Source organism: Streptosporangium oxazolinicum (genome assembly GCF_039537505.1).
Classification (GTDB): Bacteria; Actinomycetota; Actinomycetes; order Streptosporangiales; family Streptosporangiaceae; genus Streptosporangium; species Streptosporangium oxazolinicum.
In genome coordinates, this window is the sequence record NZ_BAABAQ010000002.1 from 513,897 (window position 1) to 526,048 (window position 12,152).

The following is a 12,152-nucleotide window of genomic DNA, read 5'->3' on the forward strand; positions in this document are numbered from 1 at the left end:
CGGTAGCCTACGCATTCCGGGGTAGGGGACCCCGGAGGGCGGGTGTCCCGGCGGCAGGTGACCGCCGGAGGGGTGGACGAGGAGCGGTGTGCTGAGGCAGTCGATCATCGTGACGGCGGGAGCGCTCGCCCTGACACTCGGGGGACACCGGCTCCTGCCTGAGCTGGGCGGTTTCACACCCGTGCTGGAGAGCCTGCTGCCCTGGCTCGGAGCCGTCGTGCCGGTCCTGCTGGTCGGCGCGCTGGCCACCCGCTCGTGGCAGGTGATCCTCGCGGCGCTGGTCCCGGCGACCGTGTGGGGCCTCATGTTCGGCCCGACGCTGCTGCGCAGCCCGCCGGGCGGGCCCAGCGACCTGTCGGTCGTCACGCTCAACGTCGGCGCGACCAACGCCGACTCGGCCGACGCCATGCGGACCGTCTCCAGGGACCGCGACCTGGTCGCGGTGCAGGAGCTGACCGCCGGCGGCCCGGCGGCGAAGGTCCTCAACGACCGCTTCCCCTACCGCTACCGGATCGCCACGGTCGGCCTGTGGAGCCGGTTCCCGATCGCCGAGGCCCGCAAGGCCGACATCGGCCTCGACTGGGCGCGGGCGCTGCGCGCGGTGGTCGTCACCCCCAAGGGCAGGCTGACCGTGTACGTCATGCACCTCGCCTCCGCCCGCCCCGGCCAGACCGCCCAGCGCGACGAGACCCTCTCCTACGCCCGCAGGATGGTCGACAGGGACGACAGCGAGCACCTGCTGCTGCTCGGCGACCTCAACACCGCCACCACCGACCGCAAGCGCTCCGGCCTGGTGCCGCCGCTGTCGGACGCCCAGCAGGAGGCCGGTACGGGATTCGGCTTCACCTGGCCCGCGTCCTTCCCCGTCACCCGCCCCGACCACATCCTCTACCGCGGCATGGTCGCCACCAGGGCGGGCGTCGAGCGGGCCGCGGGCAGCGACCACCGCGCCGCCGTCGCCTCACTGCGCCTGGCCGCTTAGCCCCTCCCCGAGGGGGCGGGGCGGCTCAGGTGGCGCGGTCCGGGCGGGCCCGGAGCGCGGACAGGTCGGCCGGGGTGTCGATGTCGGCGGGGTCGGCGACGTCGTCGCAGGGGACCGCGACGACCAGCTCCGGACGGGCCTTCAGGAACGGGCGGGCGCCCGCGTCGCCGGTCGCGAGCCGGGCGACCTCCTCGAAGTGCTCCCTGGCGATCAGCACTGGGTTGCGCCGCGCACCGCCGTAGGTGGCGACGGCGACCGAGGCGCCCTCCGCCGCGGCCCCGATGAGCCGCTCCACCGCCCTCGGGCCGACGAACGGCTGATCCACCAGGGCGATCACCACGTGGTCGGCGGTGGCGGGGATCGCCCCCAGACCGGCCCTGAGCGAGGAGCCCATCCCCGAGCTCCACTCCGGGTTGTGGACGGTCACCGCTCCCCGTACCCGTGCGGTGGCCGCGCCGAGCACCACGACCACGGGACGGCAGCCGGCGTCACGGAGCGCCCGTACCCCCCGGTCCACCAGCCGTTCCCCGTGGAAGTCCACCAGCGCCTTGGGAGTGCCGAGCCGGGAGCCGGATCCGGCGGCCAGCAGCAGCCCGGCGCTCACCGGGCGCCCGCCCGCGTCCCCCTCTGTATCCCCCACTGTGTCCCCTCCGGCATCCCCCACTGTGTCCCCTCCGGCGTCCCCGGCCGGGGGCCTCACCGGAATCCCCGCGGGGATCTCCCCGGGGACCTCCGCCGGGATTCCCGCCTCCCCGCTCACGCGCCGGGCCCGTCCCCGTGGATCCTGCCGGAACCGTCGGTCAGCGGCCGGCCCGAGCCGCCCCAGCGCAGCTGGATCAGCTCGGCGGCGATGGAGATCGCCGTCTCCTCGGGCGTACGCGCGCCCAGGTCCAGCCCGATCGGCGAGCGGAGCCTCTTCAGCTCGGCGTCCCCCAGCCCCGCCCGCGCCAGCCGGGCCAGCCGGTCCTCGTGCGTGCGGCGCGAGCCCATCGCGCCGACGTAGCCCGCCGGGGTGCGCAGGGCGACCTCCAGCAGGGGGACGTCGAACTTGGGATCGTGGGTGAGCACACAGATCGCGGTCCGCTCGTCCACGACGGTCGAGGTGAGATAGTCGTGCGGCCACTTGACGATCACCTCGTCGGCCTCGGGGAAGCGCTTGGCCGTGGTGAAGACCGGCCGGGCGTCGCACACGACCACGTGGTAGCCGAGGAACTTGCCGACCCTGGCGACCGCGGCGGCGAAGTCGATCGCGCCGAAGACCAGCATCCGGGGCGGCGGCGCGAAGGACTGGACGAAGACCGACAGCTCGTCGAGCCGCCGCTGTCCCCGGGCCCCGTACCTGCGCACGCCCGTCAGTCCCTGCGCGAGCATGCCCCGGACGTCGTCGTCGACCGCGTCGTCCAGCCGGGTCACGCCCAGGGAGCCGGAGGAGCGGTCCGGCCAGACGATCCGGCGGGCGCCGATCGCGCCCGGTCCCGACAGGACGGTCGCCACCGCCACCGGCTCGCGCCGCAGCACCGAGGCGGCGACCGCCCCCAGCTCGGGGAAGGTCTCCCTGGAGACGGGCTCGACGAAGACGTCCAGGATGCCGCCGCAGGTCAGGCCGACGGAGAAGGCGTCGTCGTCGCTCACGCCGTACCGCTGCAGGACGGGCGCGCCCGAGGAGACCACCTCCCGGGCCAGCTCGTAGACGGCGCCCTCGACGCAGCCGCCGGAGACGCTGCCCTCGGCCTCCTCACCGAGCACCGCCATGGACGCCCCCGGCGGGCGGGGCGCGCTGCGGAAGGTGTTGACCACGGTGGCCAGGCCGAACGTCTCCCCCGTCTCCCACCATCGCAGGATCTGTGACAACACGTCACGCATGAGCGCCTCCCAGCAGCGTCGCCAGTTCCTCGAAGGCGGCCAGGCTGTGCCCGGCCACGAAGTCGTCGATGTGGGGAAGGGCGGCCCGCATCCCGGCGGTGAGCGGCCGGTAGCCCTCCCTGCCCTTGTGTGGGTTCACCCAGATCACCCGGTGGGCCGTCCGGGACAGCCGGGCCATCTCGGCGCCCAGCAGCGAGACGTCGCCGCGCTCCCACCCGTCGGAGGCGATCACCACCACCGCTCCCGCCGCGTCGTTCAGCGCCAGGAGGCGCCGGAGTTCCTCGCCCAGGCGGGTGCCGCCGCTCCAGTCGGGAATGGCGCGGGAGACGGCGTTCATCGCGGTCGCCGGGTCGCGGTGACGCAGCTCGGCGGTGAGCCGGGTCAGCCGGGTGCCCGCGCTGAACACCTCCGTCGCCCCCGGCTCCGACCTGACCAGCGCGTGGGCGAGCCGGAGCAGCGTGTCCGCGTACGGGGTCATGGAACCGCTGACGTCGATCAGCAGCACGACCCTGCGGGGCCTGGTCCGGTGCGCGCGGTAGCGGAGCCCGGCGATCTCCCCGCCCCCGCGCAGCGCCTCGCGGACGGTCGCCCCGCCGTCCAGCCGTCCCCGCCGCGCGGGACGGAAACGCCGCGACGCGCGCCGCTCCCTGCCCGCCCGCAGCAGGGCGAGCAGCCGGTGCGTCTCGGCGAGCTCCGCCGCCGTCATCGCGGCCACGTCCCGGGTGCGCAGCACCTCCGTGGTGCTCGCGGTCGCCGCGAGGGCGGGGGGTTCGCCGCGCTCCCCCCGGTCGGGGCGGGCCTCCGGCGACGCCGCGGCGTGCCGGGTGACGGTGACCGCCGCCGCTCTCGCGCGGCCCGCGCGCAGCCCGCAGAAGTAGGCCCGGAAGACCCGGTCGTAGCGGGGCAGGTCGTCGGGCGAGGCGCACAGTGTGACCCGGCCCGCCCAGTAGACGTCGTCGGGCCTGGAGGCGTCCAGGTGGGACAGGGCGCGCAGCAGGCCCTGGGTCCGCTCGTGGTCGGCGGGCACCCCCGCGGCGCGCAGGGTCCTGGCGAAACCGGTCATGACCGCGACCAGGTCCTCCCCGGCCCCCTCCCCGGCACCGATCGCGGAAGGAGGAGCCCCCGCGCCGGAGGGAACGCCGTCAGCGCCGGGACGCACCGAAGAATCCGTTCCCGAGCACCGCCTCGTGGTCCTCCCTGTGCTTGAGCAGGGCGCCCAGCGAGGCGGCCGCCACGTCGGGGTCGAGCTCGCGGGCGCCGAGGGCCAGGAGCGCCTCGGTCCAGTCGAGGGTCTCGGCGATCCCCGGCGGCTTGATCAGTTCGGCCGTACGGAGCCGCCCCGTCGCCGTGGCGACCTGCTCGGCCAGGATCCCCGGGCACTCGGGGAGCCGCCTGCGCAGGATCGCCACCTCCCGCTCGAAGGTGGGGTGTTCCAGCCAGTGGTAGAGGCAGCGCCGCTTCAGCGCGTCGTGCACCTCGCGGGTGCGGTTGGAGGTCAGCACGACCACCGGCGGCCGTGCGGCGCGGATCGTGCCGAGTTCGGGGACGGAGATCGCGAAGTCCGAGAGCACCTCCAGCAGGATCGCCTCGAACTCCACGTCGGCCCGGTCGACCTCGTCGATGAGCAGCACCGAGGGCTGGGTCTCGATCGCCCTCAGCAGCGGCCTGGCGATCAGGAACCTCCGGTCGTAGACCTCGCCCTCCAGCCGGGCGGCGTCGGTGACACCGCCCGCCTCCGCCGCCTTCAGGTGCAGGAGCTGGCGGGCGAAGTCCCAGTCGTAGAGCGCCTGGGAGGCGTCGAGCCCCTCGTAGCACTGCAGGCGGATCAGCGGCGCCCCGAGCACCTCGGCGAGGGTCCTGGCCAGCTCGGTCTTGCCGACACCCGCCTCGCCTTCGAGCAGCAGCGGGCGGCCCATCCGCAGCGCGAGGAAGGCCGCCGTGACGAGCCCCCCATCGGCCAGGTACGACCGCTCGTCGAGCAGCCCGGCCAGCTGCGCGGGCGACTCCACATTAGATGCCTCGATTGTCCGCCTCACCACCTCCTCAGGCTACGCCCGGCGGCGGGTCCTCGCGTGATCACATCGTGCCCCGGACCCGGCGCGTCCCGGGATTCCCGGGGCACGCGTGGCACGCGGGGCACGCCTGGCGCGGCGGTGACGGCCCCGCGACGGACGGCCCGCCGGGGGTCTCGGGGACCGGCGGGCCCGCGGGCGTCCTGCCGCTCCCCGCGAAGAAGTATTGTCACCCCCTGTGAAGAACCTGCTCGCCCGGATCAACACCCCGTCCAGGGTCGTCGTGGCGGCGTTCCTGGCGGTGGTCCTCACCGGGACGGGGCTGCTCTCGCTGCCGATCGCGGTCGAGGGGGGCCAGAGCGCCTCGTGGACGTCGGCCCTGTTCACCGCCACCTCGGCGGTGTGCGTGACCGGGCTCGCCGTGCACGACACCGCAGCGCACTGGTCGTTCTTCGGCGAGATCGTGCTCCTGGTGCTGATGCAGATCGGCGGCTTCGGGATCATGACGCTCTCCTCGATCCTCGCGGTGGTCGTCTCCGGCAAACTCGGCCTGCGCGCCCGCCTCAACACCCAGGCCGAGACCAAGACCCTCGGTCCGGGCGACGTGCGACGGGTGATCGTCGGGGTCGCCAAGGTCACGCTGATCGCCGAGGCGCTGACCGCCACGGTGCTCGCCGCCCGCTTCGTGATCGGGTACGGGGAACCGTTCGGCCGCGCCGCCTATTACGGGATTTTTCATGCGATCTCGGCATTCACCAATGCCGGGTTCGCGCTCTGGCCGGACAGCATGATGCGGTTCGTCACCGACCCGTGGATCTGCCTCCCGCTCATCCTGGCGGTGGTCGCCGGGGGTCTCGGCTTCCCCGTCTACGCCGTGCTGCGGCAGAACTGGCGCCGCCCGGCGCGCTGGACGCTGCACGCCAAGATCACGCTGGGGATGACCGCCGTCCTGCTGTTCGGCGGGGCGGTGGCCGTCACCGTCACCGAGTGGAACAATCCCGGCACGATGGGCGGCCTCTCCCCCGGCCTCCGGATCATGGCCGGGTTCTTCCACAGCGCGATGACCCGCAGCGGCGGCCTGAACTCGGTGGACACCTCCCAGATGAGCGAGAACTCCTGGCTCATCAGCGACGTGCTGATGTTCATCGGGGCGGGCAGCGCGAGCACCGGGGGCGGCATCAAGGTGACGACGTTCGCGCTGCTCGGGTTCGTGATCCTCGCCGAGCTGCGCGGCGAGCCCGACGTCTCGGCGGCCCGCCGCCGCATCCCCGAGCAGCTGCAGCGGCAGGCGCTGACGATCGCCCTGCTGAGTGTGGCGTCGGTCGCCATGGGCACGTTCGCGTTGATGACGGTGACCCCGTTCAAGCTCGACCGCGTACTGTTCGAGGTGATCTCGGCCTTCGGCACGGTCGGGCTGTCGACCGGGATCACCGCCGACGTCGGCACGGCGGGACACCTGATCCTCACCCTCCTGATGTTCGTCGGACGGCTCGGCCCGGTGACCCTCGGCGCCGCGCTCGCGCTACACGTCCAGACCCGTCGGTTCCGATACCCGGAGGAGCGTCCCCTCGTTGGTTGACAAGAAGAATCGCGGCGACGCGGTCGTGGTGATCGGCCTCGGCCGGTTCGGCGGCGCGCTGGCGGCGGAACTGGTGACCCGCGACGTCGAGGTGCTCGGCGTCGACAACGACGCCAAGAACGTGCAGCACTTCTCCGGGCGGCTCACCCACGTGGTGTGCGCCGACTCCACCGATCCCGACGCCCTCGAACAGCTGGGCATCACGGAGTTCGGCCGGGCCGTGGTCGGCATCGGCACCGACATCGAGGCGAGCATCCTGACCACCTCGATCCTGGCCGACCTGGGAGTGGCCGACATCTGGGCCAAGTCGATCAGCCTGCAGCACAGCCGGATCCTGCAGCGGGTCGGCGCGCACCACGTGGTGCAGCCCGAGCACGACATGGGCGAACGGGTCGCGCACCTGGTCACCGGGCGGATGCTCGACTACGTGGAGGTCGACGAGGACTACGCCATGATCAAGACCATGGCGCCCCGGTGGGCGGACGGCAGGAGCCTGGGCAGCCTGGGCGTCCGCAGCAAGTACGGGGTCACCGTGGTCGGGATCAAGAAACCCGGCGGCAGGTTCACGTACGCCACCTCGGACACGGTGATCCACGGCGGCGACACCCTGCTCGTGGCGGGCGACACCGACAAGGTCGAGCGGTTCGCCGACGAGACCTGAGCGCGGGACCCGGGCCGTGGCCCCCCGCACGACGGCTCGGCTCCTCGCGGGCCGGGCCCGGTGCCCCCGTGCGGCGGCTCAGCGGGTCTCGGACGCCTCGCCGCGCTCCCTGATGAGGGCGGCGAGCTCGCGGACCTGGCGGACGGTACGGTCCTTCTCCGAGCCCTGCAGGCCCATCGCGCCGACCGTGGCCCCGTCGGTGAAGTCGATCTTCGCCCAGGGCTCGTGGTCGACCAGGGCGACCGAGAGCACCTCGGGCCACTCGTAGCGGTGCACCCGCAGCGGGTTGACGACGGTGATCCCCTGCTCGTCGGCCTCCACCCGGACCCGTCCCAGCAGGTGCAGGACCCCGGCGACCAGCCCGCCCAGCCCGACCATCGCGATCCTGTCGGCCAGGGTGAACGGCTCGGCCAGGAAGATCGCCATCAGCACCGCGCCGAGCATGATCAGGCCCGCGAAGCCGTAGGCCGCGATCCGTCCCTTCCTGGGCCGCCACACGACGGGCAACGGGGGCGGGGAGACGCTCTCCGGGCTCACTCTCAGATCACGATCCTTTGGAAACCACCGGTCGGAACGGCTGTGACGGCTGGTCACGGCGCCGATGGCAACCTACCGCACGGCCCCGCCGCACCGATCACCGCGGCACGGCGGGGCAGGCTCGTACGGCGCCCCTGGGAGCGACCCTAGGAGCGGAGTCCCCGCAGCAGCAGCGCCGTCTCCAGGGCGGCGACGGTGGCCTCGTAGCCCTTGTCCTCGTGGCTGCCCGGCAGTCCCGCCCTGTCGAGGGCCTGGTCGAGGGACTCACAGGTCAGCACGCCGTTGCCGACCGGGACCTCCTCGTCGAGGGAGACCCGGGTCAGGCCCGCGGTGACGGAGTCGCACACGTAGTCGAAGTGGGGGGTCTCCCCTCGGATCACGACCCCGAGGGCGACGACCGCGTCGTACCTCCTGGCCAGCGCCTGCGCCGCGACCGGGATCTCCAGCGACCCGGCCACCCGCACCACGGTCACCGCCGCGCCGCTGTCCCTGCCCGCCTGCTCGGCCCGCGTCACGAGCTGATCGGTGATCTTCTCGTGCCACCGGGCGGCGACGACGCCGACGGTCAGCCCCTCCGCCTCGACGGCCCCGGCCGCCGGTCGCCCGGCCCCGCTCACGCGATCACCCCGCGCCCGCTCACGCGGCCGTCCCGCTCCGTCCGACCCACTCGCTCGCTCATGCGCCTTCCCTGGGGATCTCGTGGCCGAGGCGGTCGCGCTTGGCCGACAGGTATTTCTCGTTGTACGGGTTCATCGCCACCGGCATGGGCTCGCGGCCGAGCACCTTGATGCCGTAGCCGTCCATGCCGCGCAGCTTGGCCGGGTTGTTGGTCAGCAGCCGGATCGACTTCACGCCCAGGTCGGCGAGGATCTGCCCGGCGTTGGAGAACTCCCGCGCGTCCACCGGCAGCCCGAGCTCCAGGTTGGCGTCGACGGTGTCGCTGCCGGTGTCCTGGAGGCTGTACGCCCTGAGCTTGGCCAGCAGCCCGATGCCGCGCCCCTCGTGCCCGCGCAGGTAGACGACCACGCCCCGGCCCTCCTCGGAGATCCGCGACATGGCGTGGTCGAGCTGCACCCCGCAGTCGCACCGCAGTGACCCGAGCACGTCGCCGGTCAGGCACTCGGAGTGCGCCCTGACCATGATGTTCTCGCCGTCCTCGATGTCGCCGAGGACAAGGGCCAGGTGCTCGCCGCCGTCCAGCGAGCTCGCGAAGCCGTAGGCCCGCCACTCGCCGTACCTGTTCGGCAGCCGCGTCTCGGCGACCCTGGTCACCATCCGCTCGGTCCGGCGCCTGAACTCCACCAGCTGCTCGATCGAGACGAGCGCCAGGTCGTGCTCGTCGCAGAAGTCACGCAGCTCCGGCAGCCGCATCATGGTGCCGTCGTCGTTGACGACCTCGGCGAGCACACCCGCCTCGCTCAGCCCGGCGAGCCTGGCCAGGTCCACGGACGCCTCGGTGTGGCCGCGCCGGGCCAGGACGCCGCCCTCCCTGTAGCGGAGCGGGAAGACGTGTCCCGGCCGTACCAGCTCGGACGGCTCGGTCGCCGAGTCGGCCAGGGTGCGGATCGTGCGGGCCCTGTCGGCGGCGGAGATGCCGGTGCTCACCCCGTCCCTGGCGTCCACGCTGATCGTGTACGCGGTGCGCAGGCGCTCCTTGTTGTCGTACACCATCAGCGGCAGGCCGAGCCGGTCGAGGTGCTCGCCGCGCATCGGCACGCAGACCACGCCGCTGCTGTGCCGGATGGTGAAGGCGAGGAGCTCCGGGGTGGCCCTGGACGCGGCGAAGATGATGTCGCCCTCGTTCTCGCGGTTCTCGTCGTCGACGACCACGACGGCCCTGCCCTCGCGGATGTCGGCGATCGCGCGCTCGATCGGGTCCAGCTTGATCACAAGGCCTCCTCGGGGACGAGCACGGCCCTCGACCGGTACTCCTTGAGCCAGTTGACGTTTCCGGAGGTCCCGGAGACCTCGGATCCGGTTTCGAGGTGGTTCACGGCCTTCTCACCTGGCCCGTCGTGGGGCCCGTCGTGGCGTCCCCGGCAGGCCCACCGGCCGGGGCGTACGCCCCGACGAGCTTCTCCACATGCTTGGCGATCACGTCGACCTCAAGGTTCACCGGGTCTCCCGGCCGCTTCGCGCCCAGGGTGGTCAGGCTCAGGGTGGTGGGGATGAGGCTGACGGCGAAGCCGCCGGAGCCGACGCCCATCACGGTCAGGCTGACGCCGTCGACGGCGATCGAGCCCTTCTCGACCACGTAGCGGTCGAGCTCGGGCGGCAGGGAGATCCGGACGACCTCCCAGTGCTCGGCGGGCTCCCGCGACAGCAGGACGCCCGTCCCGTCCACGTGGCCCTGCACGATGTGGCCGCCCAGCCGCTGGTCGGCGCGGACCGCGCGCTCCAGGTTGACCGGGGAGCCGGGTCTCAGCGCGCCGAGGGAGCTGCGGTCGAGGGTCTCCTTCATCACGTCGGCGGTGAACACCTCGTCCGCGACGTCCACCACGGTCAGGCAGACGCCGTTGACGGCGATCGAGTCGCCGTGCCCGGCGTCCGAGGTGACCGTCTTGCCGCGGATCGACAGCCGGGCCGCGTCGGTCAGCGGCTCGATCCCGGCGATCTCTCCCAGTTCTTCGACGATTCCGGTGAACATTCACAGCTCCTTGCGGGGGATCGCCCGGACGGCCGGGCGCGGGTCGTGGCCGGTACGGTGCGGCGTCCTCGGACTCCGGGAGGCTTCCGCCCGGCGGACGCGACCGCCGTCCGGCCCGGCGGCACCGGGCGAGGGCGGGCGGCATCGCCCGCCGGACCGGCCGGGCTCTCCGTCAGAGGTGAACCCCGGGGGAAGGGGGAGCCTTCCTGCGGGCCGGGGGAAAACCGCCTGGGGAGCGGGAGCGGGAGCGCGGGGCGTGGAAGGGCGCGCGTCCGGAGGGCGGGGGACGCGCGGAGGAAGGAATGTGCCGGCGTGCCCGGATCGGGGACAACCGGACGGGGGATGCGGAAAATGACGGGGGCCGGCGGCGCCGTGCCCGTGAGGGGCACGCCCGGCCGTCTGGCGCGTCCGCGCCGGATCACTCACCCGAGGTCTCCTACTCGCCAGTGGCTTCTGCCACGGCGGGCCCCGGGGGATCAACGGGCGCAATACACCCGATCAGCGGAGGGTGCCCGAAGACACTCTCCGCTCGCGCGCTTCCTCCCATCCGGACTTTAACCGTCGGTCCTGGAATTTCACCAGGTCAACCGGTCGATGGCTTCGACCGGGTCGCGGACTGTAACCGCCGGCTCGGAATTTCACCGACCCCGGAGCACGCTGCTCTGCTTCTCTCGTTCTCGCGGAGGGCACGCCGCGGACGGCTCACCCTCCTCTACCAGTGTGCCATGTCCGGAAAACCGGGCGGCACCCTCTTCCATCATGTGGAACAAGCGAGCATTTGGCCGGGTCACCCGGCGCGCCCGGCGACCGCCTCCTGCCGTGCCTTCTGTGCCTGCTGCGCCTTCCGTGCCCTCCGCGCGTCCGGGGAGTAGCGCACCTGCGCGGGCACCAGGCCGATCCCGGTCTGCAGGGCTCGCAGGGAGGCCGTGGCCCACAGGTCGCCCAGCGGGGTGGCGGGCAGGCCGTACAGCCTGCGGGCCCAGCGCGGCAGGGTCGCGAAGGCGAGCACGGTGAGCATGGGGAACATCGGCTTGAGCGGGGTCAGCCGGGCCGGGAGCGGCGCGTTGAGCGACCGCAGGAGCGGGTGGGGCACCTCGGGGGGGAAGTAGAGGCCGGGGCGGCAGGCCCGGATGTAGTCGTCCATCTCACCGACCGAGCCGGGCACGTCCTCGGGGCGCAGGCCGACCACCTCGGCCGCGCGGCGCCACTCGGCGACGAACCTGTCGGCCTCCTCGTCCGTCAGGCGCACCCCCGCGCGCCGGGCGACCGACAGGTAGGAGTCGACCTCGCCGACGTGGACCCACAGCAGCGCGTCGGGGTCGTCGAGGCGGAACCGCTCGCCGGTGTCGAGGTCGAGGGCGGTGAGGCTGGCGTGGATCTTCCTCACCCTCGCCCCGGCGCGGGCGACCTCCCGGGCGGTGCCGTAGGTGCGTACCCGGACGAACTCGGTGGTGCGCACGAAGCGGGACCACGCCTCGGCCGGGTCCATGAGCGCGGAGTTCTGCGCGACCCCGCGCATCGCCCGGGGGTGCAGGCCCTGCATGAGGAGCGCGCGGAAGCCCCCGACGAGCAGGATCGGCTCGCCCATCACCTTCCAGGTCACCGACTCCGGTCCGAACAGGCCGTGATCCATGCCCCACACCTCCCGAGTTGGAGGGCTACCCCGCGCGGCACCCGGGCACGCCATTGTCTCAAGTCTGTGACACTGTACGAGCTTGTAACACAAGGGGTGCCAAAACTGGACAAATCCATCCCGGACGCGTCATGAACGTGTCACAAATCCGTGAATATCCACCTTCGGGAGCCCTATCTTCCCACGTCACCCCCTATCCGAGTCAACGGAATTGCAGCCACAAACAGGTGGACGTTAT

The 12,152-nt window shown here is 72.8% G+C and carries 12 protein-coding genes and 1 riboswitch; of the genes, 3 read left to right on the plus strand and 9 right to left on the minus strand.

Going from position 1 to position 12,152, the window contains the following annotated elements; translation table 11 throughout:
* Positions 1-88 precede the first annotated feature (88 nt).
* Entirely contained in the window at positions 89-982 is an 894-nt protein-coding gene (locus tag ABD817_RS07260) for an endonuclease/exonuclease/phosphatase family protein (protein WP_344916286.1), read from the plus strand.
* 25 nt (positions 983-1,007) lie between these two features.
* On the opposite strand, the gene ABD817_RS07265 is transcribed toward ABD817_RS07260, so the two are convergent.
* From ABD817_RS07265 to ABD817_RS07280, 4 genes are all read right to left on the minus strand, one after another.
* A complete protein-coding gene (locus tag ABD817_RS07265) occupies positions 1,008-1,622 on the minus strand; it encodes a nucleotidyltransferase family protein (protein ID WP_344916288.1) in 615 nt (204 codons plus the stop codon).
* Between the two features lie 116 nt (positions 1,623-1,738).
* Complete coding sequence (locus ABD817_RS07270) at positions 1,739-2,845, minus strand: XdhC family protein (RefSeq protein ID WP_344916290.1); 1,107 nt, start codon at positions 2,843-2,845, stop codon at positions 1,739-1,741.
* On the minus strand, positions 2,838-4,004 hold the full coding sequence (locus ABD817_RS07275; RefSeq protein ID WP_344916292.1) for a vWA domain-containing protein: 1,167 nt from the start codon (positions 4,002-4,004) through the stop codon (positions 2,838-2,840). The genes ABD817_RS07270 and ABD817_RS07275 overlap by 8 nt, the downstream gene beginning before the upstream one ends.
* Positions 3,988-4,884, minus strand: coding sequence for an AAA family ATPase (locus ABD817_RS07280; protein WP_344916294.1), 897 nt, complete (start codon positions 4,882-4,884; stop codon positions 3,988-3,990). Before ABD817_RS07280 ends, ABD817_RS07275 begins: the two co-directional genes overlap by 17 nt.
* A 211-nt stretch (positions 4,885-5,095) precedes the next feature.
* Here ABD817_RS07280 and ABD817_RS07285 point away from each other — a divergent pair, with 211 nt between their 5' ends.
* Together ABD817_RS07285 and ABD817_RS07290 are read left to right on the plus strand one after the other, a co-directional pair.
* Positions 5,096-6,436 carry a TrkH family potassium uptake protein gene (locus ABD817_RS07285; protein ID WP_344916296.1) on the plus strand — a complete coding sequence of 447 codons (1,341 nt, stop codon included), beginning with the start codon at positions 5,096-5,098 and terminating at the stop codon, positions 6,434-6,436.
* Positions 6,429-7,097 (plus strand): potassium channel family protein, encoded by a 669-nt coding sequence (locus tag ABD817_RS07290; protein WP_344916298.1) that lies wholly within the window; start codon positions 6,429-6,431, stop codon positions 7,095-7,097. The genes ABD817_RS07285 and ABD817_RS07290 overlap by 8 nt, the downstream gene beginning before the upstream one ends.
* A 78-nt stretch (positions 7,098-7,175) precedes the next feature.
* Here ABD817_RS07290 and ABD817_RS07295 read toward each other — a convergent pair whose 3' ends face one another.
* From ABD817_RS07295 to ABD817_RS07315, 5 genes are all read right to left on the minus strand, one after another.
* A complete protein-coding gene (locus ABD817_RS07295; protein ID WP_344916300.1) occupies positions 7,176-7,634 on the minus strand; it encodes a PH domain-containing protein in 459 nt (152 codons plus the stop codon).
* A 146-nt stretch (positions 7,635-7,780) separates the two neighbouring features.
* On the minus strand, positions 7,781-8,251 hold the full coding sequence (gene ribH, locus ABD817_RS07300) for a 6,7-dimethyl-8-ribityllumazine synthase (protein ID WP_344916302.1): 471 nt from the start codon (positions 8,249-8,251) through the stop codon (positions 7,781-7,783).
* A 58-nt stretch (positions 8,252-8,309) separates the two neighbouring features.
* Complete coding sequence (locus tag ABD817_RS07305) at positions 8,310-9,524, minus strand: bifunctional 3,4-dihydroxy-2-butanone-4-phosphate synthase/GTP cyclohydrolase II (protein WP_344916304.1); 1,215 nt, start codon at positions 9,522-9,524, stop codon at positions 8,310-8,312.
* Positions 9,525-9,624: 100 nt separating this feature from the next.
* A complete protein-coding gene (locus ABD817_RS07310; protein WP_344916306.1) occupies positions 9,625-10,281 on the minus strand; it encodes a riboflavin synthase in 657 nt (218 codons plus the stop codon).
* Between the two features lie 529 nt (positions 10,282-10,810).
* Positions 10,811-10,941, minus strand: a riboswitch (FMN riboswitch).
* Positions 10,942-11,068: 127 nt separating this feature from the next.
* Positions 11,069-11,914 (minus strand): oxygenase MpaB family protein, encoded by an 846-nt coding sequence (locus ABD817_RS07315; protein ID WP_344916308.1) that lies wholly within the window; start codon positions 11,912-11,914, stop codon positions 11,069-11,071.
* Between the last annotated feature and the right edge of the window lie 238 nt (positions 11,915-12,152).

Coding starts and splice junctions, on each gene's coding strand:
- ABD817_RS07270 (WP_344916290.1), bottom strand. CDS start 2,845: ATGCGTGACGTGTTGTCACAGATCCTGCGATGGTGGGAGACGGGGGAG.
- ABD817_RS07315 (WP_344916308.1), bottom strand. CDS start 11,914: ATGGATCACGGCCTGTTCGGACCGGAGTCGGTGACCTGGAAGGTGATG.
- ABD817_RS07310 (WP_344916306.1), bottom strand. CDS start 10,281: ATGTTCACCGGAATCGTCGAAGAACTGGGAGAGATCGCCGGGATCGAG.